The organism is Rhodococcus sp. BH5 (assembly GCF_027583855.1).
GTDB classification, from domain to species: Bacteria; Actinomycetota; Actinomycetes; order Mycobacteriales; family Mycobacteriaceae; genus Rhodococcus_F; species Rhodococcus_F qingshengii.
On record NZ_JAJHVW010000002.1, the window covers coordinates 549,527 to 574,707 of the forward strand.

Sequence of the window (25,181 nt, forward strand, 5' to 3'; positions counted from 1 at the left end):
CCGATCAGTCCTGCCCACTGCCGAGGAGGTTGTGTCGGTGCGCTGCCGCGACAGCCTCTTCCCGGGAATGCGCACCGAGTTTGCGATACAAGGCTCGGAGGTGACTCTTCAGCGTGTTGTTGGATACGAACAACCGCCGCGCGATCTCACCGATCGGAATGCCGAGACCCAGTTCCACGAGAACGTCCATCTCCCGTTTCGTCAATTGGACCCGAACGATGGCCGCCGGATATATCTGCGCCGCTTCGGATTCGAGAAAGGTCGCGACGGCACTGCTCGAGCCCTCGGCCCGATCTTCGAGTTGCCTGATCAGATCACGCGGTATCGTCGCCAGGGCCGACAGGACACCGGAGGTTTCGAGCAGTCCGCGAGCTTCCTCCCATGTACTCGCGGCAGCGGGGATCCTGCCCAGTTCACACAGAGCAGCGCATTCGATCAGCAGAGATTCGAGCCGAAACCTCGTGAGATACTGCCCGCTCCAGTCGATTTCGCGGCACAATTCCAATGCCTGGGACGGCGACCCGGTCAGGAGATGCGTCCGCGCCACGGAGACCGTGACAACTGCAAACGTATGTGGCGCAGCGACTGATTCTTCCAGCGCCTTGGTACCCTCCCCGGACGCCAACAGAAGATCGATACGTGCCGCGGTGAGAAGCGCGTCACCGAGCGATCGTTCACACGGATTCACGTGCCCGTGCGTTGCCACTGCGCGCTGGAGGGAAATCAGCCCCGAGAACGGGTCCGATTGCAGCAGTGCAAATCTGGTGTAAGTGTAGGCCGCAACCGCCCACAGGTCGCCCGGCGGTGTAACCTCGGCGAGTGCGTCCATCGCGGCAGCTCCGGCGTGCAGGTCCACGCTGTCGCACGCCACCAGTGCCCGCGCGATCGCTCCCCCCATGTGCGAGGGCGGTCCCAACCATCCCGAAACGTCCGGGTGTGTGCTTTCCAGGTGCAGCCAGTCCGTCGCGTGCGCGACGTCCCCGATCAGCGCGGAGTTGAGCGCGGCATTGCCTGCGGCGTGACGCAGGACGAACTCCGGACCATGTTGCACCGCACCTTGATAGGCGAGTCGCAATTCCACCGCGGCATCACCGAGGTCACCGGTCAATTGATGCGAGACCCCCCAGATCAGCCGCAGGGCGGGCAGTTGAGACCCCAACGCGCCCAACGACTCGTCGCCGAGGCCGTACACGACGTGCGCCAATTTGCGCGTGATCTCGGTAGAGCGTTGGTACTTACCGGATGTTCTCAGCACCACCGATTGGACAGTTCCGACGTTCAACAAGCTGTGCGCATGCGGACTACCACCTATCGCACGCAATTCCGCCGGTTCCGTCGGTAATGAATCGCCGTTGATCAACTGCGGCCGCAGACGTGATTCGAGCAGGTCACGACCCACCAGAATCGAAGGGTTCGAACTGAGTACGTCACCGGGTATGGATTGCAACGCAGTCCGGACCAATCCGGTGTGATCGACCAGAAGATCAGCCCAGTGGCGCTCGAGTATGTCGAGCTCCCTGGTCCACTTGCGTCCGTCCAAGGCGTAGTGAACGGCACCGGCTATATCCGAAGTCCCGAGAGCGTGATCGACGAGAACCTGGAAGGGATCTTCGAATCCATCCCCTTGTTCGGCCCGTATCTGTATGAATGCCAGTCGAACTGACGGCGCGAAGTACCAGGACGGTTCTCCCTCGAAACCATTCCGGAAGATCAGACCGAAAGACTCGAGCAAGTCCAGTTTGCCCTCCACGTCAAGATCGTCGGACAAGACACGAGCGATCTCTGGTGTCACCGTGCGGGCAGCGGCGATCGTAGTCGCGAAGTCGAACAACTCGAGCGACTTGCCCGACCGAGGAGCGGTCCGACTGACGTACGCGTGGATCGCCTGGTCCACTCGCTGCTGAACGCGTTCGCGTCCACGGCTCGGTTCACTCAGCCCCGCAACCGCACTCAGAGCAACCTTCATCAGCACGGGAACGCCGGCGACGCGTTCACAGATCGAATGGACGATGCCCGAGGGAAGGTGAATCCCTGCCTCCGCGAACAGAACGGTGGACTCGTCGAGCGTGTATCTGAGGTCGTTCGCGCACAGGTACTCGTCCACGCGGACGTCTTCGAGCAAGTCCGTCGCAGACCGATCCTGCAGCGTGACGATTACTTTCAATCCGGGAAGCCGCACGATCAGATCCACGATTCGGCGTCCCACCTCGTCACCCTCAACCAGGTCGATGCGGTTGAACACCAACACGAATGGTGCGGGCGACGAGTCGAGGAGTGATTCGATCGCGCCCACTGGATCCTCGCGCATTCGTGGCGGGGCCTCGAGTGATTCCAGCGAATCCTGAATTACTGCGAGCGCGGTGTTCCAGTACTCGAGGGGGGTCATCCGATGCGATGGCGCCGGCACCCAGACTACCGGTCTGCTCGGCACCTGCCCGAGAGTCGTGAGCCACAACGCGGCGAGTTCCGTCTTGCCGAACCCAAGCGGCGAATCGATGACAGTCAATCCCGCCGAGCGTTCCATCAATCCGAGGAGGCGGGGACGAATCGCCGTGGCTCCACGCCCGGCAAGCCGCCTTTGCAGCGTGCCCCTTCCTCGAGGATTTCGCTTTGCTCGAGATAGCTGCGATCGATTCGAAGTGGACCTCATGATGGCCGACAAACGAGCAGTCGATCCCCGCCGAACTCGAGATTTCGTTCGAGCATCGAACTCCCAACCTGTCCACCCATAACGAACAACATAGACAGCTTCGCCGCGACACGCGAGCACTGGCCGTCTCACAAATACGCCCGATTTGTCTCATCATGTGGGCTCGGTCACTATTGACGTTTATTTGCGGGAGAGTGACTGCGACCTGCGGGATCTGACATATCATGCCCGCGTGTCGATGAATTCCGCCCGCATCCGCGTGTCGACCCGATCGGTCGATCCTGCGGACGCCGACGACTTCTGGCGCAGTGTCACACGTCCGTTCTTCGTCACCGACCGAATTGACCCTGACACATCTCTCGAAGGCTCGATCACAGCGCTTTCCATCGGAACCTCGTTGATCGGTCAAACTACCTTCAACGCACAGAAGTACACCCGAAACAATCGGTTGATCGCCGAGAGCGGACTCGACGATGAATACATGGTCCAGGTCGTCCTCGACGGGCAGTTGAGCGGCAACGCCGACGGAGTCGATTTCGTCGCACGTCCAGGCGATGTCACATTCTTCGACCTCGGGCGTACCTGGACCGCCGACGCGGAGGCGGAATCGACAGGGCGCACCATCACGCTCCTCGCACCGCGTTCCCTCGTCGAGGCCGAGTCAAAAGGTCGTTCTCTACACGGGACGGTACTGCGCGGAGTTCCTGCCGTCGTGCTCGCTCAGTGCATGCAATCGGTCGTACTCGCGCTACCGCATCTCGATCCCGATGCTGCGGCCGGCTACGAGGACGTCGTCGCTTCCCTCCTTCGTGTCAGCTTGGGTATCGCCGAACCTCATCTGTCGCCGCGGCCCGATCACTCTCTCCGCGATCGTGCGTACGCCTACATCGCCGAGCATCTCTCGGAGACCTGGCTCGGCCCGACGAGCATGTGCGCAGCATTGTCCGTCTCCCGGGCACAGCTCTATCGCGCATTCGCATCCGACGGCGGAATAGCTCTTGTCATTCGGCGGAAGCGTCTCGAACTCGTCTACCGCGAATTGACCAGAACCGAGATGCCGAACGAAACGATCGAAGCGTTGGCCCTGCGATGCGGCTTCACCTCGAAATCCCAGTTGGCGCGAGCGTTCAAGGACTTCTACGGGATGACCCCGAGCCAAGCCCGAACCGACGGCAGACGCACGATCGGGGACCCGTCGATCGCACGCCTGCACCGCCGACTCGAGTTCTTCAGCCCCTGAATCCGAGATACTCCACAGCCTCGCGAGCGTGCCTGTGTTCTAGTTGATCCATGAGCTGGGTCGACAAGGAACTGAGTCTGGCTGCGCTCACAGGTGCGGTCACAGGTGTCGCCGTGATGATCCCGATAGTCGGCGATGGAGCCTGGTCCTGGGTAGGACTGTTCATGGCGGCTGTCGTCGCTACTGGTGACCCGGTGCGAGATGCCGGAGGATTCCCGACCTCCTTGATCGTACTGGCGGTCATCGCCGCAGTTACGTACGTGTTCTCCTACCTGCTCGCCCCCGCCCAGGCCTCCGAAACCCCGTAAGAACCTCTGCTTCATCACGATTCGTCCTCCGAACCGCGGTGGAGATCAATAATTCCATGACAGGCAGCGAGCTCAGATCACTTCAGCTGGAAATGAACCGGAGAACAAACTGCTCGATGCCTTCCGATATGACCTTGGTCAGCGCGGTGAAGTCGTTCGACCAGCGTTGAATATCCAAGCTGCTCATCACTTTCCTCCGTTCTTCGTCCCGCTGCCCGTGACCGCACAACGTATGCGGGACGTTGGGGCGCACTGGAACTATCTGCGAGAACGCGGTTTCCGTTACCAATTGACCGGTCGAACAGCACAGCTTTTCGCTACCGCATCAGACGGTCACTTCTTCGACCGGTTTCTCCTCGTGGCTCGCCGCGCCGAAGACGGCCACGGCGACGGCACCCGCGATTGCCCCGACGAAGCCGACGACGGCAAGCCATTCCAGGCCCGGTCTCGACGCGTCGCCGAGCACCACGACGCCAACGATTCCCGGAACCACCGTCTCGCCGACAACCAGAGCCGCTGTCGCTCCGTTGACGGATCCCAGTTGCAGCGCCACCGTATGCAGATAGAAGCCGCCCAGGCCCGAGACGAGGATCGCCCAGCCTGCCGGATCGCGGAGCATGGTGCCGATTTCGAACGGATCGATTCCGTAGACCACGCGTACGGCAATGGCCAGACAGCCGAACAGCACACCCGAGATCAACCCGGCGACAACTGCTGCGCGTGAGCCCAACCATCGGATCAAACCGATGCCGATCAGCAAGATCAACGCCGAGCCCACGAGGACACCCCAATGGACGACGTCGTTGGAACTCCCACCGCCCGCGTGACCTGACGACAATCCGAGCAGCAGGAGCGATCCGATCACCGCAGCGATCGCGAACCAGTCGCGACGATGCAACTGGATGCCGAGGACCACGGTCCCCAGCACTGCCGTGATGACGAGATTGGCACTGACCACTGTCTGCGACAAGAACAGTGGAATGAGCCGCGCGGAGATGGCACTACCGGCGAATCCGACCGCATCGAGCACGGTGCCCAGGATGAACGACGCCGTCAGCGCGGCCGCGAACGTCGAACGCAAGGTCGGGCCACCCGACGCCGTCACGTGTCCGGCCTCGCCACGCTGCTCGGCGGCAGCTGCCGACTTGCGCGCGCCGTAGGCTTGCAGCACGGATGCAACGCCGTACCCGACGCATGCCACGATCGCGGCAATCAGTCCGATCAGCATCGAAATTCCACACGAAGTTCCTGGGCAATGGTCATGGAAATAGACCCTGCCCTATTTCCCCAGGCCTGACATCACCCTCAGGTATTCGAACAAGTGCTACCCGAGAAGTACACCGACCGACGCTGACCGGTACCTGGGGACACCCCGACCCCTAGTGGAATTGCTTGAGAGCCCTGATCTTGTTCATGACGTCGAGCGCCGCCACCTTGTACGCCTCGGACAGTGTCGGATAGTTGAAGACAGCGTCGACAAGGTATTCGACGGTCCCGCCGCACCCCATCACCGCTTGGCCGATATGCACGAGATCCGTTGCACCCGAGCCGAAGATATGAACACCGAGCAGTTTCAGGTCATCCGTCGACACCAAGATCTTGAGCATCCCGTAGGTGTCGCCTGCGATCTGCCCGCGCGCGAGTTCGCGGTATCGGGAAACGCCAACCTCGTACGGCACCGATTCCTTGGTCAAATCGACCTCGGTGGCGCCCACGTACGACACCTCGGGAATCGAGTAGATGCCGATCGGCTGCAGATCCATCAGCTTCGCGCCTGGTTCGTCGAAGGCATGATAGGCCGCGAGTCGACCTTGATCCATCGACGTCGCCGCCAACGCCGGGAATCCGATGACGTCACCGACGGCGTAGATGTGTTCGACCTTGGTGCGGAAATTGTCGTCGACGTAGATACGGCCACGTTCGTCGGCTTCGAGCCCGGCGTTCTCCAGCGCGAGTGGCGCCGTGAGGCCTTGCCGTCCAGCCGAGTACATCACGGTCTCGGCGGGAATCTGCTTGCCGCTGCGCAGCGTCGTAAGCGTTCCGTTCGCTCCGACGTCGACGGCCGTCACTTCTTCACCGAATCGGAAAGTGACCGCCAGATCGCGTAGATGGAATCGAAGCGATTCGATGACCTCGGGGTCGCAGAAGTCCAGCATCGACGTCCTCTTCTCGACGACGGTGACCTTGGTGCCGAGTGCCGCGAACATCGATGCGTACTCGATACCGATCACTCCCGCGCCCACGACGACCATGGTGGTCGGGATGGAGGTCAGATCGAGGATCCCGTCGGAGTCGAGCACCCGGTGACTGTCGAAGGACACCCCCGCCGGGCGAGCAGGCAACGTTCCGGTCGCGATCACGACGAACCTCGCCGTGATCGTCATCTTGTCTCCGCGCGAGGAGTCCTCGACGAGGATGGTGTGCTCGTCGACGAACGAGCCGACCCCTACCAACAATTCGACGCGGTTGCGCAGAAGCTGAGATCGAACGACTTCGATTTCTTTGGTGATGACATGCTGGGTTCGCGCCAGCAGGTCGGCCGGAGTGATGTTCTCCTTGACGCGGTAACTCGCGCCGTACAGTTCGCGTTGGTTCATCCCGGTGAGGTAGAGAACCGCCTCACGCAACGTCTTCGACGGAATGGTGCCGGTGTTGACGCACACTCCCCCGAGCATGTTGCCCTTCTCGACCATCGCTACCCGTTTACCCAGCTTGGCCGCCGCGATGGCAGCCTTCTGCCCACCCGGGCCGGAGCCGATCACAACCAGGTCGTATTCCATCGGATCAGTCATCGCTTAGAAATACCGTCTGCATACGACCGACAGATGCCGAGCATGTCAATACTCGGTGAACAATCCGCGCGCCGAAACGACACGACGGCGGTACACGAACCCTGTTGCAATTAAAAGAGATACAGCCGAACCCATACGAAACTTGCTACACATAAACATATTCCGACGTTCGCATGCACACATGCTTCGTCGCCGACGGAATTCACAACGGTCTGTTGAAATTTGTTTCACCACAGAGTGATTGATCGATCAACTGACAGGTGACCAGGGCCGTAAACCGGATGTCCAGTATTCGAATTGTCCGAAAAAACGAGCGGAATGTTCCTCGTCACATCCCGCACCGAAGCAGTTGCGCGGAGCCTCGGGCCGCGTTCTACTTGCCTTGACTAATCATCTGTCACTCTCGGTTACAAACATCCGCCCCGTTCACGATCCCCACCTTTCGCCATCTCGAGAGATCAGGTTTCCCAATGGAATTCACGGAACTTGCCGACTATCCCCTACCTCCAGGGACCGTCACAGAGTGGACTCCCGCCGCGGTGAATCCGCCCGAGCTGTGGCCTGTCGACCAGCGTCCCGCCAGCTACATACACGAGGCACACTTGAAACATGCCGAGCAGGCGAAACGGCAGGTGCACCATCAGACCGACGTGTGCACTCCGTCGTGGCTGGGTACCTCGTTTCGCATCCACGACCGACTCGACCGAAGGATCTGGGCGGCCGCTCTCGATCACTGGATCGATCGCCACGAAGTGCTCCGAACACACGTCGCCGTGGAGGGCGAAACGATAGTCCGACGCACCGCGGCGTCTGGAGACGTCCGGATTCTGGGCACCGAGGTCGGACACCTTGCGTCCTCGATGTCTGTCTTCACGCATCTGCAGCAACTGCTCGACCGATCGACCGATCCACTTGTCTGGCCTGCGTATCAGTTCGCGACGATCGAAGGCCCCAACCACTTCACCGTGGTTTTTGCCGCTGATCATGCTCTGCTGGACGGATATTCGGTGGCGTTGACCGCGCACGAACTGCAGACGATCTACCGATCGTTGAGCGAGGGAAGCCCTCCCTCGCCGCCGGAGACCGGAAGCTACATCGACTTCGGCACCAAGGAACGAGATCTCGTGGGACACGCGGACCGCTCTCACCCGGCAGTGCAGACGTGGCGCGAGTTCTACGCGCAGGGCGAGGCTCCGTACTTTCCAGCGCTACCCGAACCGGTCACCGGACGCCGAGTCCCTCAGCAGAGCCTGTCTGCCTGGCTTCTGAGCGCCCGGGGAGCCGAACGCCTGGCAGAAGCGAGCAAGCGCAGCAACCAAGGATTCCTGGCCGCGATACTCGCGTGCGCGGCCAAGGTGACCGGCGATCTCACCGGTGCAGACGAATTCCGCGTCGTCGTGCCGCAACACACCCGTTCGGAGCTTCGATGGGCCGCGTCGCTGGGATGGTTCATCGGTGTTGTGCCGGTGAGGATTCCGATTGCCCCCGCCGCAACCGTGAGCGATCTGGCCAAGGTTGCCGGCACGGAGATACGGCGCGTCCACCCCGCCGCGGCACTGCCGTATTCGAAAGTGTGCGAGCTGATCGACTCCCCGCAGCACCTGCCGTTCGTGCTCTCGTACATGGACGTTCGTCACGTTCCTGGTGCCGAGCAATGGACGAGCTGGCAGACCAGGGGCCTTCGTAGTCGAGATCATTCGGGAACCGACGTCTACATCTGGCTCACGCGGACTCCCGAAGGGCTCAATCTGGCCATACGCCACCCGGGCAACGCGCGCACGAGCCGCCACATCCATCAGTTCGCGGGACTCCTACGCCGCGAAATGGAGGACTTTGCCTTCTCGACCGACACTTTCGCACCTCCGACCAACACCGCCGTACCGATCAATACCGCTGTACCGATCGAGGAGAACTCTCATGGAAATGACACCCATCGATCTCTGGGCACCGAAAGCCGGGACGCTCACCGAGTTCAGGCCTACTGAACAATCCCTGGCGGCGGCATCCGGGGCACCGCGGAGCGACCAACCGCTCTCGTTCCTACAGGAAGGACACATTCGTACCGCCGATCACAAGCGCGCACAAGGCGTCGACTGGTCACCGTGGATCGGATTCACGTTCACTCTGCCCGGTGATCTCGATCGGGAGGCACTGCGTCGGGCGGTCCAGGCGTTTGTCCTGCGGCACAACACACTGCACAGTTGGTTCGAGGTGAGATCATCCGAAGATCCCGACGGTAGCGGGGTCATCGACCGTCACGTGGTGGATGCGTCGACGATCGAACTCACGCCGCACAGCGTCGGTTCTCTGAACACGACAGATGCGGTTCGCGAGCATGTGAGCCGAAGTTTCGCCGGCGATACCAGCCCATTGCAATGGCCCTCGTTCATCAGTGGCGTCGTCGAGCACGGCGCCGGCTTCACCGTCTACTACGGCGTCGATCACTCGCACACCGACGGCCTGTCGTTGATGCTGGGCGTCGAAGAACTTCGTGCGCTGTACATCGCCGAAAGCGCCGGCATCGAGGCTCAACTTCCCTCTCCCGGCAGCTACGTCGAGTACAGCGGCGAGGAACGGACATCCGCGGGGAACCTCGACCTGGCCGCAGCGCCTGTGCAGCAGTGGATTTCGATTCTCGCCGCCAACGCCGGCCAACTCCCGACGTTCCCCCTCGACCTCGGTGTCGCGCGGGGCGAACAGGCCCGGTCGACCCGCACACACATCGACGTTCTCGACAGCGACGAGTCAGCCGCGTTCGCAGCGCTGTGCAAGTCCAATGGCGTCGGCTTCTCCACGGGGATCTTCGCAGCCCTCGCCCTCACCGAGATCGAAGTTGCGGATCGAGCGAACTACTTCGCGCTCAACGCAGTCGGCACTCGCTCCGATCCGAGATACCTCTATTCCCAAGGCTGGTTCATCAATCTCGTCCCGGTCTCGTTCACGCTGAGCGGTGTCACGAACTTTACCGATGCACTCCCCCTTGCCCACGCTGCTCGCGCTGCGGTGAAGGGACTCGCGGACGTGTCCATTCACTCGGTGATCGCCCAGGTGTCGAAGTTGACCGGATCCGACATCGGTGGAACCTCGGTCCCGCCGATGGTGTCGTACATCGACATGCGCCTGATTCCAGGTGCCGAGCACCATGACGAACTCGAGGCGCGGGCACTGGGTGGGCCAGGAACGACGGGTGATCTGTCGATGTGGATCAACCGGAAGGAAGACCGTACGTACGTGATGGTCAGTTTTCCGGACACCGAGCAGGCGCACACATCGGTGAATCGGTACCTACGACACCTTCGCAACGTCCTGAGAACGGTCGCTGATACCGGCGACTACCGTGTCGTGCGTCAGGCGGATGCACGTCAGGAAGTGGAGACCGCCTGATGCACATCACGTTTCTCGACAGGTTCGAGGCACGGCCGGGCCGCATTCTGCAGTGGACGCCGAGCGAAATCTCCACCGGAACGACGTATCCGGTTCCCCCGACCTCCAATCAGCAGCTGCATCTTGCCGGCAGCCGCGGCGATACGACTTGGCTCGCTGCCACTTTCGACGTTCCCGGCCCCATCGACACGGACGCACTCAAGGCCAGCTTCGAGGAATGGACGTCCCGTCACGACGCCCTGTCGTGCTCGTTCTCCCAGGCCGAAGAATCGGGTGAATCCTCGGCACTGTTCGTCGACGTCGCCGACGTCGGCGATCTGCGCCTGCGTGAGGAAACAGTGGCTGACGCGAGAACACCGGAGCAGGTGCGAGAACTCTTGGGCGAGCGCTTGGATCGATGGTGCAATCCTTTCGCGTTTCCCGCGTACTTTCTCGGTGCCATCACCCGCGAGGACCAGTCGACAGTGGTCTGCGGGTTCGACCATGCCATCTGCGACGGCTGGTCCATGAGCATCGCAATTACCGAGATCAGCACTCTGTATCGCGAATACACGCGGGCGGACCGTGATCCGATCGCGTCTGATCTCCTTCCGGAGCCCGGGAGTTTCCTCAACTACTGCTTCCGGGAATCGGCAACCGCGGATCCAGAGCCCGGCGACCACCGGATTGCGGGTTGGCGGTCCTTCCTCCGAGCATGCGGGGGTGACACTCCCCATTTTCCCGTAGATCTGGGACTGCCCGCCGGGGCGATGTCGCCCCAGGGCACAGACACCCGAATGCTCCTCGACGCCGACGAAGCAGAGCTGTTCGACCAGAACTGCGCCGATCATCGACACTCCTCGTTCGGTGCAATTCTTGCGTCGATCGGTTTGGCCACAACACAATTGACCGGCAAGAGGGACACGCACCTACTGTTCCCTGTTCACACGCGTCGGGAACCGCGACACAACCACACCTTCGGATGGCTGGTAGCCAATGCGCCCATCACCGTGACGAGCATGGACAATCTTCACAGCACTGCCCGGGCAGTCAATCTCGCTTTCCACGAGTCACTTTCACTGTCGTCCGTGTCGTCGAGGCAGGTTTTGCGGAGCTTGGGGCCCGCGGTTTCGCCCACTCGCAGAGACATCTTCTCGGTGTCCTACGCCGACTACCGAACCATGCCCGGTGGATCTCGCCCCCGTAAATCAAAGTCCAGCGAATCACAGCCTGCGCCGATCAATCCGCAGCAACTCAGTCGCGTCTCGAACGCCGACGACGTTCAGTTCTGGTTCTCACGAACTCACGACGGATTGGCAGTGCGGACCAGGTTTCCTGCGCCCGCTACCCGGACAGTGCACACCTTCCTCTCGCATGTCTCCGAGATCCTGTCGACGCCGTAGACGAACGGCCGCCTATCCGTAGATCTATTTGACACTTCTTTGTTGTGCACAACTTAACTGTGCGCTACAGTTGTTCTCGTGACCAACCCACTCGCCCTCGAACGCCAGGTCTGCTTCGCCCTCTATTCGGCGTCGCGGGCCACGACGGCCGCGTACCGGGCGATGCTCGACGACCTGGGAATCACGTATCCCCAGTACCTCGTCCTGTTGACACTCTGGGAACGAGACGGCCGGGGCGTGCGTGAGATCTGTGAGGCACTCGATCTCGATACCGGAACTCTCTCGCCGCTGCTCAAGAGGCTGGAGGGTCTGGGATTCATCGAGCGCCGACGCCTCACCACGGACGAGCGTCGCGTCGAGATTCACCTGACCGAGGCGGGTTCCACCTTGCGTAGCAAGGCCGAGGACATCCCGGCCAAGCTCGCAGGCGCCACTGGTCTGAGTAACGACGAACTCACCGAACTCCGAGACGTTCTCACTCGTCTCGGTGAGTCACTTCAAGCATCCAACGCCCACTCCGACGGAAAGAAGAAGTCATGAACATCGTCTACACCGCAGAAGCACTTGCCACCGGCGAAGGCCGCAACGGTCACGCTCGCACCTCGGACGGACGCCTCGATCTCGGCCTCGCCATTCCCAAGGAAATGGGTGGCAGCGGCGAAGGCACCAACCCCGAGCAACTCTTTGCCGCCGGATACGCAGCATGCTTCCACTCCGCTCTGCAGATGGTCGCCCGTGCCGAGAAGGCCAACGTGGCTGATTCCGCAGTCGGCGCGCGGGTCGGCATCGGCCCCAACGGTGCAGGAGGCTTCGGACTCGCTGTGACGCTGGAGGTTTCACTCCCCCATCTACCCCATGATCAGGCCGTCGAGCTGACGGAGAAGGCACACCAGGTGTGCCCGTACTCCAATGCAACTCGCGGCAACATCGAGGTCACCCTCGAAGTAAGTAAGGACGACGAATGAGCACTACCACTGTCAGCCGGGAAATCCGTCTCGCTTCACGCCCGAACGGTTGGCCCACGTCGGAGAACTTCGCCACCGCCGAAGTAGAACTCCCCGAACTCGAAGACGGCCAGATCCTGGTCCGCAACATCGCCATCTCCGTCGACCCGTACATGCGCGGCCGAATGAACGACGTGAAGTCCTACCTTCCGCCGTTCCAGGTCGGTGCGCCGCTCGACGGTGGTGCCGTCGGCGAGGTCGTCGAATCCAAGTCGACTGATCGCGCCGTGGGCGACGTCGTCGTCCACGGCCTCGGATGGCGTGAATACGCCATCCTCGACGGATCCGCAGTGACTCCGGCCGACACGTCCATCGCGCCGGCGACGGCCTACCTGGGTGCCCTCGGCATGACTGGCCTCACCGCGTATGCCGGCCTCACCGCGGTTGCGGAGTTCAAGGAAGGCGATACCGTATTCGTCTCCGGCGCAGCAGGTGCCGTCGGATCGCTCGTCGGTCAGATCGCCAAGTTGCTCGGAGCGAAGCGAGTAATCGGTAGCGCCGGTTCACCGGCGAAGGTTGCCCGACTTCTCGAACTCGGATTCGATGCGGCATTCGACTATCACGACGGCCCGATCACCGAACTACTCGCCGCTGCCGCCCCTGACGGCATCGACGTGTACTTCGACAACGTCGGTGGCGAGCATCTCGAAGCCGCAATCGATGCCATGAACCAGGGTGGCCGGATTGCCCTGTGCGGAGCCATCGCTCAGTACAACACCACCGAGAAGCCCACCGCTCCCCACAACCTGGCACTGGTGATCGGCAAGCAGCTCACACTGCGCGGATTCCTCGTGGGCGGCTACCGTCACCTCGGTGGCGAATTCCGCACCCACATGGCAGGGTGGCTCGCCGACAACAAGATTCAGTGGGACGAGACCATCGTCGAAGGCCTGGAGAATGCACCGCAAGCGTTCATCGACCTGATGCGCGGCGCGAACACCGGCAAGATGGTTGTCACGCTGTAACCCGAACAACATCTAGCTCGAACGGATATGAAAGTGGCCGCGAACTTCTCGAAGTTCGCGGCCACCTTCATATCTGAATCAAATCCCGAACGAGACTCCGGTCAACTTCTCCGACAGTGTCCACAAACCCGAGGCTGTCTTCGTATCGTGTGACTTCTTGTTCGACCCCACGACCTTCGGATACCCTCGCTGCTCGAACGGACCGTCCGGTCCGATGTAACTGCCGCCGAAGGCATCCGGCGCGGTTGCCGCCCACAGTTCGGGAAGGGCGCCCATCTCCGCGGACTGCGCGAAGATCGAATTGCCGATTCCCATCAGCTTGTCCTGGATCGACTCGGTGTGCCCCTGCAGGTTCGTCGACGCGTATCCCGGATGCGAAGCGAGCGCTTTGAGCGAAGATCCCGACGCCGCGAACCTGCGTTGAAGTTCGTACGTGAACAACAGATTGGCAAGCTTGGACTGCCCGTAGGCCAACCATCGGTTGTACTTCCGACGCTCGAAATTGAGATCGTCCAGATCGACAGTTCCGAGCTGATGCAGGGCACTGGACATCGTCACGACACGATCGGTGAGCTTGTCCTTCAGCAATCCGGTCAATGCGAAGTGTCCGAGATGGTTTGTGCCGATCTGCATTTCGAATCCGTCGACCGTCCGGCGGAACGGAACCGCCATCACGCCGGCGTTGTTCACCAGGACGTCGACCTTCTCCGTTGCGTCGGCGAAGGCTCGTACCGACGACAGATCCGAGAGGTCCAATTTGCGGACAACCGCGTTGGGCCCGATCTCGGCGGCTACGGCGTCGGCCTTCGTGGTGTCACGACAGGCGAGGACGACGTCGGCCCCGGCTTTGCCCAGCGCTCGTGCGACTACCTCACCCAGTCCGCTGTTCGCCCCCGTGACGACAAATGTGCGGCCGGTCTGATCGACTACGTCTTCTGCGGTCCATTTGGTCATGCTTTCCAGCGTACGTGCCTTACTCGCCGGTAGGGAGGGGTCGCTTTCCGTCATCGCCTGCGCTTGGCGCGGATGGGCTTGGCGCCCGGCAGCGGCGGTGCAGCCACTCTGGGCGACGGGGGCGCGGTCATTCCGGGAGTCGGCGACGATTCGGCTTCCTTCTGCTCCGCAGCGATGCGTCCGTACACAAAATGCTGTTGTCCCAGCGTCCAGCAGTTGTTACTCACGAAATACAGCAGGATCGCCACGGGCGCGAACGCACCGAAAGCGATCACCCCCACCGGAAACACCCACAATGCGAGCTTGTTCATGATCGCTGTTTGAGGGTTGACGGTTCCGGTGTCCACTTGGCGCGCGATGGATGCCCGCGATGTGAAATGTGTAGCGACGGCGGCAAATATCATCAGCGGTACAGCTACCAGAATGATGGAGATACGGCTGACGTCGCCGAATGCTTCCAGTTGTGCTGCCGGGCTCGAAATCATGGCGGACAACGGTGCGCCGAACAGTTTGGCGTCGAGAAAAGACTGCACATCCGAGGCACTGAAGAAGTAGTTGGCCGTGTTCGCGTTGTCCGCCACCGACATCGGTTCGGTCGGGCTCAGAAACGGGACGTGCGATGCCGCTCCGGTCCGATTGAACGATCGCAGGACGTGATAGAGACCAATGAACACCGGTGCCTGAACCAGCATCGGCAGACAGCCGAGCAACGGACTGTAATTATGTTCTTTCTGCAGCTTGGCCATCTCTACAGTGAGTTTCTGCCGGTCACCCGAATACTTCTTCTGCAACGCCTTGATCTGAGGTTGCAGCTTCTGCATCACCAGTTGAGTGCGGACCTGCTTGACGAAGGGTTTGAACAGCAGGGCTTTGAGCGTGAAGACGAGAAATACGACCGACAACGCCCACACGACGCCGTTGTCGGGTGATCCGGAGACCAGTGAGAAGACCTTGTGCCAGAACCAGAGGATTCCGGACACGGGGTAGTAGACAAAATCGAGCATGACGAATGAACCTCACCGAGAGGCACGCTCAGAGAGATGAGAGCGCGGGAATGGTTGTGGACGCAAGACGTCTGACCGACCTACGACGAGTTCACACCCGCCGACTGCCGATCTACAGACCGATTCCCGGAGCTCGAGGTTGCGGACGACCGGGCGCGTCCGGGCTGCTCTGCCTGCGGAAAGCACCACGCAGGCAGCGTTCGTCATCAGACGGGCCAGTGGCCGAAACCGCGCACAGTTGCAGAAGTTCGTACTTCGAGGAGGTTGCGAGCGCAGCGACCACGAAGACGGCAATCGCAGTTCCCAGCACCGCGGCGCTACCCGAGGAACCAAGCGGAGGCACTGCGAGAAGAGCGATGAACGGCAGCAGAAGCAGCAACAGTGACCGTGTCACCGTTCCTGTGCTCCGCTGTTGCATGACTGCGAGAGTACAGAACGTCTGCCGAATCCAGCCAGACGCTTGCCTCACGTACTTGTTCGCGCAGCCATTTGTGCGCAGGATCGTGGTCCATCCGACCGTGCCACTGTTGAGCGTTCGGCGCTCCCGCTGCGAATCGCCTGACCGGAGCCGGGGGGGAGGCCGGCCGCCGTGCCCTCCTTGATTCGGATCACGAAAGTCCGTCGAAGTTTTCGCGATCGATCAACAGGCCTTGCACCCACAATGCCACTCGAAACAGGTATGCACCCCGTCCAACTGACCGGTGCGAACACGTCGAGGCGCAACCAGGCTGAGTGTCGCAAGCCGAAGCCCGATCACACCCAGCTGGACACCTGCTTCGGGACGCATCGACGCAAAGGCAACACGAGAAATGTCGCACCACCGATTCACCGACCCCCGCACGAGGAAGCATGCACTCGGAAGGGCGCTTGTCGTCGGTGTTCTTTCCCTGACAACCCTTGCCGTGAGTATCGACACCGCGAACGCTCAGGCCCCCGTGCTTCGGGACTGGAACATCGCCGCAGTTTCCGTCGACACGAATCCGGCGAAGGTGTCAGCTTTCGCTTCCTCGGATACAGGCCGCGTATTGGCAGCCGCAGAGTCCAAGATCGGCACTCCGTACGTCTGGGGCGCGACCGGGCCGGACTCGTTCGACTGCTCCGGTCTCGTTCAATGGGCCTATGCACAAGCGGGCGTTTCGATTCCGCGAACCAGCTACGACCAGGCGGTTGGCGGCACTCCAGTTTCCCGGGACGATCTACAGCCGGGTGACGTGGTCCTGTACTACGGCGGGGAGCATGTGGGGATCTACGCCGGAGGCGGTGAGGTCGTTCACGCCCCGACGTCCGGGGAGTCGGTCGAGCGCGCACCCGTGGACTCGATGCCGTACTACCTCGCCCGACGTTACTGACATGAATCCCGCAAGCTCGATGAAACAGCGTGTATCGCGGCGATATTCGAATCGCTCGTCGCGAGCCGAACGATTGACACTCCCCCATTGCGCGGAATGTGATGTCATCCTCTCACCCGCGAGCGCGGTCTGCGCCCGGTGTCGTGGGGCGCGGTTGGACGTGACGCGGTGTTGCGGAGACGGCACTGTCGTGTCCTGGCGAACGGTTCACGGCGACCCCTCGACCGTTCTCGCCATCGTGGAATTGGACGAGGGGCCGTGGCTGTACACTTTCCTCACCGAATCCCCTCGCGCGGATGCGCCTGGACCGCTACGAGTGTCGTTTCAGGGGCGTGAAGAAGGTAAGCGCTACCCGGTGTTCTGCTTGTGCGGCGACGACCGTGGTGAACTGCTATCGGACGTCAACTCCGGCCTGCTGAGCCATTGACCTCACGCGAGTCACGCTCCTGCGCGGTCGAGACGTACCACGCTGCGATCTGCGCTCTGGAACTGAATCCCAGTTTTGTCAGTACGTGTTCCACGTGTCCCTGAGCGGTGCGCAGCGAGATTACCAAGTGCTCCGCAATCGCGCGATTGGTCAACCCTTGGGCAACCAGTTCCGCAACTTGCTGCTCACGAGGAGTGAGGTGAGGCCCTTCAGCCGACGACGCAGTCGTGACACTGGAGCGCTTGTCGAGCGCATATGCGACAGCTTCACCCTCGGACATCGCAAACCCGCTGCGAAACGACTTGTCGAAAGCATCGTCACCCATGGCTTTGCGAGCAGTCTCTGCAGCAGTGTCGTGATGAGCTGACAAACCCGGCAGGCCCGCCAGCCGTCCCCCGACCTTCTGCCAATACATGGCTGCCGCGCCGAGCAGAACCGCTGCATGCTTCCAATCACGTTGCGCTGCAGCAATCCACGCCAACGGCTCGATACACCACGCCGAGTTCATCGGGGCATCGAGAATTCTCAGACTTCGAGTCAAATAGTCACTTGCGGCATCCAATTCACCTCGGAGCCAGCTCACGAGCCCGAGAGTTCCCAGCGCAAATGCCTGGAACATCATCTCGTCGGCGGGCACGGTGATCGCGAGAATCTCTTCGTTGCACTCCACAGAGCGATCAAGAGCGCCGGACAGGAAGTACGCGACTCCCAAGGTGTCCAGGCCGATCACAACATGCAGCAGATTCTTGTCGAGTCGAAACAGCGTCAACGCGGATTCCAGCTTGGCTGTAGCGGTATCGAAGTTACCTCTGAAGGTATCGACGTATCCGTCTCCCCACGTCGCCAAGCCGCGCGAGCGCACATCCGCCAAGTCGTTTGCCAGGCGCCAACTCTCGTCGACCAACTCTTCTGCCCGTTCGAGTTCCCCCTGCATCGCGTGATTCACGGCGTCGATGGCCAAGACATCCACTCGGAACGGATCCAGCTCTCGATCCTCTGCATTCAAGGCTCGATCCGTCCAGTAACGCGCCTGCACAAGTAATCCACCTGCAAGCCAGAATCTGTACAACGCACCGACCATTCGCGTTGCAGATCGCGCCTCTCCGGCAGTGGAAATCGAGTACTCCAACGCATCGTTGACGTTGCGCTGTTCACGACCGAGCCTTGCGATCCAGGCAGCTTGCCGGCCACTGATCCACTCGGCTTCCGCATGAACGACCAGTGCCTCGAACCAATCACGATGGCTTCGACGCAGAGCGGAATACTCACCGGCGGACTCCAACTTTTCATGTCCGTACTCCCGGAGTAGGTCGAGTAGGTGGTACCGAACATCCCCGTCGGTTTCCTCACGAATCAGGATGGACTTCTCGACCAACGCGGTGACGAGATCGAGCACTTCGGTCGAATTCATGTCCTGCCCACACACGCCCTCAGCGGCATCGAGATCGAACCCACCCGAGAACACCGACAACCGCCCCCACAACTGCTGTTCGGTTGGCGAGCAGAGGTCGTAACTCCAATCGATCGACAATCGCAGCGTCTGTTGACGACTCGGAACGTCGCGTCCACCCGTTGTAAGAAGTCGGTATCGATCCGAGAGCCTGTTCATGATCTGCTCAGCAGACATACCACGCAGGCGAGCTGCCGCCAGTTCGATCGGAAGTGGGAGTCCATCCAAGTCGTGACAGATATGCGCAACGGCGCGCTTGTTCTCCTCGGTGAGGGTGAAACCAGGTACGACGGAAGCCGCACGCTCGGTGAACAACGACACCGATTCGTACTGGGCAATTCCCTCGAATTCGGGCGGCTGTTGCTGCGGTGTGGTGAGTGAGGGAACGCGCATCGTCACCTCACCGCCCAGGCCCAGCGATTCGCGGCTCGTCGCCAGGATCTTGACGCCGGCACATCGCCGTAGGATCGCGCCTACGAACACAGCGACGGCATCGACCAGATGTTCACAGTTGTCGAGCACCAACAGCAGACTCCGATCGGCGCAGTAGTCGATCAATGCCTGCAGCGGGTCCGCCGACGAGACCGACCGGACACCAAGGGTCACGGCGACATGATCTTCGAGGAGATCCGAATCTGTCTGCTCCCCCAGTTCCACCAACCAGGCACCGTCTCGAAACACCCTTTGCAACGCGCCCGCAAGTCGGATCGCGAGCCGTGTCTTGCCCACGCCACCGATCCCGGTGAGTGTCAACAAACGGGACGTCTCGAACAATCTCCTGGCGTCGGCCAACTCACGCCGACGACCGACGAAACTCGTCAGCTCCAAGGGCAGGTTGCCGACAACTCGCTGGTCGGCTTCTGAGCGCACAGCGGATGCCATCGACCGACTCGCTTTCTGCCATACCACTACACAACAACGCTACCCCCACGATCGGCCTCCCGAGCAGCACTCACGCGAGCATGTGATCGGAGCCCACTTGTTCTCCCCCGAGTGCGAGATGCACGACGGCCACACCGGTGTCACGCAGACGAAACAACGTATTCCTACTCTGGCAGACAGACGAAGGGAGAGCGACATGCCGCCGCGCCGTAGATCGGTACTGCTGACGCAACTGGTAATCGATGCTCCCGGAAGTCCACAACAAACGATCCTCGACGAACTGCGGCGAGTGATTCTGTCGGGTTCGGCGCCTCCGGGTACCCCGATTCCTCTCGGCGACGTGGCTGATGTGTTCGGTGTCAGTCGAATACCTGTGCGGGAATCACTGAAAACACTGGTCGGAGAGTCCTTGGTCGACCATCGACATCAATTCGGCTACACCGTTGCTCAGCTGACGCCGGCAGAACTGCGAGAGATGTACATCGTCCGCGAAACTCTCGAATCAGCTGCATTGGCCGTCGCCGTCGAGCAGGCAACCGAAGAGGATCACGAACACGCCGTCGAGGTGAACTCCCGTTTGGAGATCGCATTGCGCTACGACGACTCTCAGTCCTATCACTGCGAGAGCCGAAACTTTCATCTCGCACTGACCCGACCGTCTCAGATGCTTCGACTGCTGCACATGTTCGAAGCTGCCTGGAACATCACCGAACCAGTACAGCCGATGGTCCATGTTGCCGGCGTCGATCGCCGGGTTCTGCACTCGGATCACACCGCGATGCTGGACGCATTCCTGCGTCGGGACGCATCCGCACTTCTGAGCGCTTCCGAAATCCATCATCGCCGACTCGATACCGTGATCGCGACTCTACCGACAGACACCGGTCTATTGGCCGAAAAAGATATACCGATCACGCAATAGTCGTGCAACACAGCATCGATACCTTTCTCTCAACACAGTTTTCATCACTGACGCTGAGAGCTCGTGGCACCGTCCGCTGATTTCCTGCACTGATGCACAGGAGCTGTCATGACCGACATTCTTCCGTCCCGAACGACCACTACCCCCACTCCCCCAAAGGAAACCGGATCGGGTGACCTTGTCGAAGCCGCGGGTCACCCTGTCGGAAGCGGCCTGATCAAGCCGGGCTACGACCCTCGTTTGACCAACGAGGACTTGGCGCCGCTTCGCAAGCAGACCTGGTCGTCGTACAACATCTTCGCCTTCTGGATGTCCGACGTACACAGCGTCGGCGGATATGTCACTGCCGGTAGTCTTTTCGCACTGGGATTGGCCAGTTGGCAAGTACTCGTCGCCCTGCTGGTCGGTATCACGATCGTCTACTTCTTCTGCAATCTCGTCGCCAAGCCCAGCCAAGTTACCGGCGTGCCGTATCCGGTGATCTGCCGCAGCGTGTTCGGCGTCCTCGGCGCGAACATCCCGGCAATCATTCGTGGCCTGATTGCCGTGGCTTGGTATGGAATTCAAACCTTCCTCGCTTCAGCAGCCCTCGATGTCGTACTGATCAAACTCTTTCCGTCACTCGCGCCCTATGCCGTCGTCGAAGACTACGGATTCGCCGGACTCTCCGCACTGGGCTGGGGAAGTTTCATGCTCCTGTGGGTACTTCAGGCCTGTGTCTTCTGGCGAGGCATGGAATCGATCCGCCGCTTCATCGACTTCTGCGGGCCGGCTGTGTATGTCGTGATGTTCATGCTGTGCGGCTACCTGATCTACAAGGCAGGCTGGAGCGCCATCGATCTCACGCTCGGCGACGTCAAGTACTCGGGTTTCGACGCCGTGCCGGTCATGCTCGGTGCGATCGCTCTGGTTGTCTCGTACTTCTCCGGACCGATGCTCAACTTCGGCGACTTCTCCCGCTACGGAAAGTCGTTCGCTGCCGTCAAGAAGGGCAACTTCCTCGGTTTGCCGTTGAACTTCCTCGTATTCTCGGTGTTGGTCGTCGTCACTGCATCGTTGACGCTGCCGGTGTACGGCGAACTGATCACCGATCCCGTTGCGACCGTTGCACGAATCGACAGCACCTTCGCCATCGTTCTCGGCGCACTCACCTTCACCATCGCCACGATCGGCATCAACATCGTGGCCAACTTCATTTCCCCGGCCTTCGACTTCTCTAACGTGAGTCCGCAGAAGATCAGCTGGCGCGCCGGCGGAATGATCGCAGCGATCGGCTCGATCCTCATCACGCCGTGGAACTTGTACAACAATCCGGACGTCATTCACTACACACTCGAAACCCTCGGAGCCTTCATCGGTCCGCTGTTCGGAATTCTGATTGCCGACTACTACCTCGTGCGCAAGCAGAAGGTGATCGTCGACGAACTGTTCAGCATGTCGCCGACCGGAACCTACTGGTACAGCAAGGGATACAACCCTGCTGCAGTGACCGCCACCGTGGTGGGAGCCGTCGTCGCGATGGTCCCGGTCCTGGGCAAGGACCTCACCGGGATGTACACCGCAGCGCAGTACAGCTGGTTCATCGGTTGTGGGCTCGGATTCACCGTCTATTACCTACTCGCCGCGCGCTCTTCCTCAGCTGTCCGGAATGCTTCCTCTCCCGACACTGTGACGGTCGACTGATCGTCATGAGAATCAAGGTGATCAACCCCAACACCACGTGGGCGATGACCGCCAAGATCGAGGAATGTGCCCGGACCGTCGCAGGCTCGGGCACATTCGTCGAGGCTGTCAGCCCTGCCATGGGTCCCGCGTCGATCGAAAGCCACTACGACGAAGCTCTCAGCGTCCCCGGAATCCTGACCGAGATCGCCGCCGGAGAAAAGAACGAAGTCGACGGCTACGTCATCGCTTGCTTCGGTGACCCAGGTCTTGATGCAGCCCGAGAGTTGGCCAAGGGCCCCGTCGTAGCTGTTGCCGAAGCGGCCATGAACTACGCAAGTTTCCTGGGTCGCGGATTCAGCATCGTGACCACTCTCGGTCGAACCCGCGGCCGCGCAGCCGATCTGGTGGACCGGTACGGCATGCAGGCTCGGTGCCGGGGTATCCACTCCTGCGAGATTCCGGTTCTGGAACTCGATCGTGATCCCGACGCGCGAAAGGTGATCTTGGAAGCCTGTTTCGACGCATTGGAGCAAGACGACTCGGACGTCCTCGTGCTGGGTTGCGCCGGCATGGCGGACCTGTGCCAGGACTTGTCCGACGAACTGGGTGTCCCGGTAGTCGACGGCGTTGCCGCTGGGGTCACGATGGTTCAGTCGTTGGTCACCCTCGGACTGTCGACCAGTTCGCGCGGCGAGTTCGCACGCCCACTTCCCAAGAACTACACCGGTACACTGACACCGTTCTCGCTGTGAGCGTGCCTGAGCGAGAGTCGAACACCTGTCACCAGCAGCGCCAGGATCGCGAACAATACTCCAGCCCAGACTAATTGGCGGGTTTCGAAATGCGCGAGAAACAGTCCACCGACCGCAGTGCCGAGCGTGATCCCCAGGTTGGAGAACGAGATGAAAAGGCTGTTGCCGAATTCAGGCGCGTCGACTGCATCTCGCCCCATCCAGCTCTGCGAAACCACCAGTCCACCGGAATGCACTACACCCCAAACCAACACGGCTACAACCATCGCGCCGAAGTACGGGCCCGCCAGATAGAGCATCACGTAGACGACGATGTACAGCAAGGGAAAAGCCACAACCGTGCGCACCACCCCCTTGGCGAGCAGAGCCCCGAAGACGAAGTTGCCGAAGATCATCACGACACCGAAAGCCAATAGCATCGCGCTGATCCACGATCCGCTCATGCCGGTCACTTCGCCGAGGTATTCGGCAAAGTATCCGTACACCGAGAACATGGCTGCGAAGACGAAGGTGACGGAAAGAATGGTCAACCACACGCGCGGCCGGCGAAGTATCCCGACCTGTGCACCGTACGACAGGCGTTGTGTCACAGGAGCCGAGGGCAGAAGTACGACAATCCCGAGAAACGCGAGAACGTTGACCACGGCGCCGAACACGAATGCTGTCGACACCGAAAAGTTCTCGGCCAAATAGGACGTCAAGGGCACGCCGAACGCGAATCCGACTGTGACGCCTGCAAATACCTTGGTCACCGCGGCGGTCGCCTGTTCCGGCGATACCAGACGAACCGCACTTGCAAGCGCGACAGCGAAGAAGACCGGATGAACCACGGCGGGGATGATCCGAAATGCAAACATCACCTCGAAACTCGATGTGGTCGCATACACCACATTGGAGACCGCAAAGACTGCAATCGCTACCAACAGAACGGTTCTCCTGTTGATTCCCGAGGTGATCAGCGTTGTGAACGGACCGGTCACCGCCACGACGAGTGCAAACACACCGACCAACCATCCGGCAGTCGACGCGGTGATACCGAACTTTTCGCTGATCTGAGGCAGAACCCCGATAATGCCCATCTCCGTAGTGATGATTCCGAATACACCCAACGCCAGAACCGGTATCAACAATTTCGACTTCACGACACACTCCTCACTACTTCGCCACACAAGACAGTTACATATCTATATATGTAGATATATTGGTTGAACAACCCGACCGACGAGGGCAATTCGGCCGCTACAGCTTTTCGCGAACGAATTCCCTGAACTCGCCGATCACGGATTCGTTTCGTCGGTAATACGTCCACTTCCCGATGCGCTCGGACTCGAGCAGACCCACGTCTTTCATGCCCTGCAGATACCCCGAGATCACCGACTGGGCAAGTCCCGATCGCCCCTGGATGTCACCGACACAGACTCCGATGTGAAACCCGAGATCCTGCTGCGTATACGAGTCCTCGTCGAAATACTTCGCCGGGTGCGCGAGCCACTCCATGATCTGCAGGCGAGTCGGGTTGGACAGCGCCTTGAAGATCGCCAAAGCATCCATGGACCACACCCCTCTGCACGACAACCGGAACGCATCTACTTTTATGGATATGTTTGGCGAAGTCAAGCCCGATTCAGACCGAAAGCCGTCTGCATCACATCGAAGCATTCGAAGTGAGCTGCGACACTTACGTTTCGACGACCTGCGGAAATCTCAGCGTCGACTTTCTATCTGTGACGACTTGTTTATAGTTATCGCCAACAACGAATTGCCGGAAGTTTCCGGTTCACCTCAGAACGTCCGTGGGTGAACACAATTCGCTCAACACCAGCCGTACCCGGCTTGTCATTCGGGAGTCGAACCATGAACACACCGCATCAGTTCAGGGTCGTCACCTCATGGTGATGTCGAAGCTCGCCAAATGGCAGCTGGTCGCCCTCGTCGTGGTTGCACTCCTGGGCTTGATCTATGTCGGAGCGAAATACGTACGGCTGGACAATCTTCTGGGATTCGGCCAATACACGGTCAAAACCGAACTGGCGACGTCCGGTGGCATCTTC

22 protein-coding genes and 1 pseudogene are annotated in these 25,181 nt (G+C 60.6%); 14 read left to right on the forward strand and 9 right to left on the reverse strand.

Annotation, left to right across the window (positions count from 1 at the left end; translation table 11 throughout):
* Positions 1 to 4 precede the first annotated feature (4 nt).
* Complete coding sequence (locus RhoBH5_RS08915) at positions 5 to 2,524, reverse strand: helix-turn-helix transcriptional regulator (protein ID WP_270008172.1); 2,520 nt, start codon at positions 2,522 to 2,524, stop codon at positions 5 to 7.
* Positions 2,525 to 2,888: 364 nt separating this feature from the next.
* Between RhoBH5_RS08915 and RhoBH5_RS08920 the strand changes: the two genes are divergently transcribed.
* Together RhoBH5_RS08920 and RhoBH5_RS08925 are read left to right on the forward strand one after the other, a co-directional pair.
* Positions 2,889 to 3,890 (forward strand): helix-turn-helix domain-containing protein, encoded by a 1,002-nt coding sequence (locus tag RhoBH5_RS08920; RefSeq protein WP_270008176.1) that lies wholly within the window; start codon positions 2,889 to 2,891, stop codon positions 3,888 to 3,890.
* Positions 3,891 to 3,940: 50 nt separating this feature from the next.
* Entirely contained in the window at positions 3,941 to 4,198 is a 258-nt protein-coding gene (locus RhoBH5_RS08925; RefSeq protein ID WP_054827151.1) for a hypothetical protein, read from the forward strand.
* Positions 4,199 to 4,523: 325 nt separating this feature from the next.
* On the opposite strand, the gene RhoBH5_RS08930 is transcribed toward RhoBH5_RS08925, so the two are convergent.
* Positions 4,524 to 5,426, reverse strand: coding sequence for a hypothetical protein (locus RhoBH5_RS08930; RefSeq protein WP_003940348.1), 903 nt, complete (start codon positions 5,424 to 5,426; stop codon positions 4,524 to 4,526).
* A 151-nt stretch (positions 5,427 to 5,577) separates the two neighbouring features.
* The gene (gene sthA / locus RhoBH5_RS08935; RefSeq protein ID WP_054827928.1) at positions 5,578 to 6,990 is read right to left on the reverse strand and encodes a Si-specific NAD(P)(+) transhydrogenase; all 1,413 of its coding nucleotides are present in this window, start codon (positions 6,988 to 6,990) and stop codon (positions 5,578 to 5,580) included.
* A 470-nt stretch (positions 6,991 to 7,460) separates the two neighbouring features.
* Here sthA and RhoBH5_RS08940 point away from each other — a divergent pair, with 470 nt between their 5' ends.
* From RhoBH5_RS08940 to RhoBH5_RS08965, 6 genes are all read left to right on the forward strand, one after another.
* Entirely contained in the window at positions 7,461 to 8,975 is a 1,515-nt protein-coding gene (locus tag RhoBH5_RS08940) for a condensation domain-containing protein (protein ID WP_270008173.1), read from the forward strand.
* Positions 8,908 to 10,374 (forward strand): condensation domain-containing protein, encoded by a 1,467-nt coding sequence (locus RhoBH5_RS08945; RefSeq protein ID WP_058037779.1) that lies wholly within the window; start codon positions 8,908 to 8,910, stop codon positions 10,372 to 10,374. Before RhoBH5_RS08940 ends, RhoBH5_RS08945 begins: the two co-directional genes overlap by 68 nt.
* Positions 10,374 to 11,756, forward strand: coding sequence for a condensation domain-containing protein (locus RhoBH5_RS08950; protein ID WP_270008174.1), 1,383 nt, complete (start codon positions 10,374 to 10,376; stop codon positions 11,754 to 11,756). Before RhoBH5_RS08945 ends, RhoBH5_RS08950 begins: the two co-directional genes overlap by 1 nt.
* A 78-nt stretch (positions 11,757 to 11,834) precedes the next feature.
* Positions 11,835 to 12,296 (forward strand): MarR family winged helix-turn-helix transcriptional regulator, encoded by a 462-nt coding sequence (locus RhoBH5_RS08955; protein ID WP_003940568.1) that lies wholly within the window; start codon positions 11,835 to 11,837, stop codon positions 12,294 to 12,296.
* Entirely contained in the window at positions 12,293 to 12,721 is a 429-nt protein-coding gene (locus RhoBH5_RS08960) for an organic hydroperoxide resistance protein (protein WP_003939720.1), read from the forward strand. Before RhoBH5_RS08955 ends, RhoBH5_RS08960 begins: the two co-directional genes overlap by 4 nt.
* The gene (locus RhoBH5_RS08965; RefSeq protein WP_007733944.1) at positions 12,718 to 13,725 is read left to right on the forward strand and encodes an NADP-dependent oxidoreductase; all 1,008 of its coding nucleotides are present in this window, start codon (positions 12,718 to 12,720) and stop codon (positions 13,723 to 13,725) included. Before RhoBH5_RS08960 ends, RhoBH5_RS08965 begins: the two co-directional genes overlap by 4 nt.
* A 78-nt stretch (positions 13,726 to 13,803) precedes the next feature.
* Here the strand turns inward: RhoBH5_RS08965 and RhoBH5_RS08970 are convergent, their stop codons facing one another.
* The 3 genes from RhoBH5_RS08970 to RhoBH5_RS08980 all read right to left on the reverse strand — a co-directional run bounded on the left by RhoBH5_RS08970 (position 13,804) and on the right by RhoBH5_RS08980 (position 16,101).
* A complete protein-coding gene (locus RhoBH5_RS08970; protein ID WP_030535283.1) occupies positions 13,804 to 14,679 on the reverse strand; it encodes an oxidoreductase in 876 nt (291 codons plus the stop codon).
* Positions 14,680 to 14,729: 50 nt separating this feature from the next.
* Complete coding sequence (gene yidC, locus RhoBH5_RS08975) at positions 14,730 to 15,683, reverse strand: membrane protein insertase YidC (protein ID WP_003939695.1); 954 nt, start codon at positions 15,681 to 15,683, stop codon at positions 14,730 to 14,732.
* A 112-nt stretch (positions 15,684 to 15,795) separates the two neighbouring features.
* On the reverse strand, positions 15,796 to 16,101 hold the full coding sequence (locus tag RhoBH5_RS08980) for a DUF6412 domain-containing protein (RefSeq protein WP_029256089.1): 306 nt from the start codon (positions 16,099 to 16,101) through the stop codon (positions 15,796 to 15,798).
* A gap of 391 nt (positions 16,102 to 16,492) precedes the next feature.
* Here RhoBH5_RS08980 and RhoBH5_RS08985 point away from each other — a divergent pair, with 391 nt between their 5' ends.
* Positions 16,493 to 17,032, forward strand: a complete 540-nt coding sequence (locus tag RhoBH5_RS08985) for a C40 family peptidase (RefSeq protein WP_065351330.1) — start codon at positions 16,493 to 16,495, stop codon at positions 17,030 to 17,032.
* Between the two features lie 190 nt (positions 17,033 to 17,222).
* Positions 17,223 to 17,459 (forward strand): hypothetical protein, encoded by a 237-nt coding sequence (locus RhoBH5_RS08990; RefSeq protein WP_007733940.1) that lies wholly within the window; start codon positions 17,223 to 17,225, stop codon positions 17,457 to 17,459.
* Here RhoBH5_RS08990 and RhoBH5_RS08995 read toward each other — a convergent pair.
* Positions 17,434 to 19,791, reverse strand: a complete 2,358-nt coding sequence (locus tag RhoBH5_RS08995; RefSeq protein ID WP_058226164.1) for an ATP-binding protein — start codon at positions 19,789 to 19,791, stop codon at positions 17,434 to 17,436. The two genes, RhoBH5_RS08990 and RhoBH5_RS08995, sit on opposite strands and share 26 nt — an antisense overlap.
* A gap of 196 nt (positions 19,792 to 19,987) precedes the next feature.
* On the opposite strand from RhoBH5_RS08995, the gene RhoBH5_RS09000 reads away from it, so the two are divergent.
* From RhoBH5_RS09000 to RhoBH5_RS09010, 3 genes are all read left to right on the forward strand, one after another.
* Positions 19,988 to 20,713 carry a GntR family transcriptional regulator gene (locus tag RhoBH5_RS09000; protein WP_042451513.1) on the forward strand — a complete coding sequence of 242 codons (726 nt, stop codon included), beginning with the start codon at positions 19,988 to 19,990 and terminating at the stop codon, positions 20,711 to 20,713.
* Between the two features lie 108 nt (positions 20,714 to 20,821).
* A complete protein-coding gene (locus tag RhoBH5_RS09005; RefSeq protein ID WP_050654766.1) occupies positions 20,822 to 22,396 on the forward strand; it encodes an NCS1 family nucleobase:cation symporter-1 in 1,575 nt (524 codons plus the stop codon).
* A gap of 5 nt (positions 22,397 to 22,401) precedes the next feature.
* The gene (locus tag RhoBH5_RS09010) at positions 22,402 to 23,130 is read left to right on the forward strand and encodes an aspartate/glutamate racemase family protein (protein WP_007733934.1); all 729 of its coding nucleotides are present in this window, start codon (positions 22,402 to 22,404) and stop codon (positions 23,128 to 23,130) included.
* On the opposite strand, the gene RhoBH5_RS09015 is transcribed toward RhoBH5_RS09010, so the two are convergent.
* Together RhoBH5_RS09015 and RhoBH5_RS09020 are read right to left on the reverse strand one after the other, a co-directional pair.
* Entirely contained in the window at positions 23,097 to 24,272 is a 1,176-nt protein-coding gene (locus RhoBH5_RS09015) for an MFS transporter (RefSeq protein ID WP_003939751.1), read from the reverse strand. The two genes, RhoBH5_RS09010 and RhoBH5_RS09015, sit on opposite strands and share 34 nt — an antisense overlap.
* A gap of 97 nt (positions 24,273 to 24,369) precedes the next feature.
* Positions 24,370 to 24,681, reverse strand: a complete 312-nt coding sequence (locus RhoBH5_RS09020) for an ArsR/SmtB family transcription factor (RefSeq protein ID WP_007733929.1) — start codon at positions 24,679 to 24,681, stop codon at positions 24,370 to 24,372.
* A 287-nt stretch (positions 24,682 to 24,968) separates the two neighbouring features.
* Here RhoBH5_RS09020 and RhoBH5_RS09025 point away from each other — a divergent pair.
* A pseudogene (locus tag RhoBH5_RS09025) lies at positions 24,969 to 25,181 on the forward strand (mammalian cell entry protein); the annotation flags it as partial.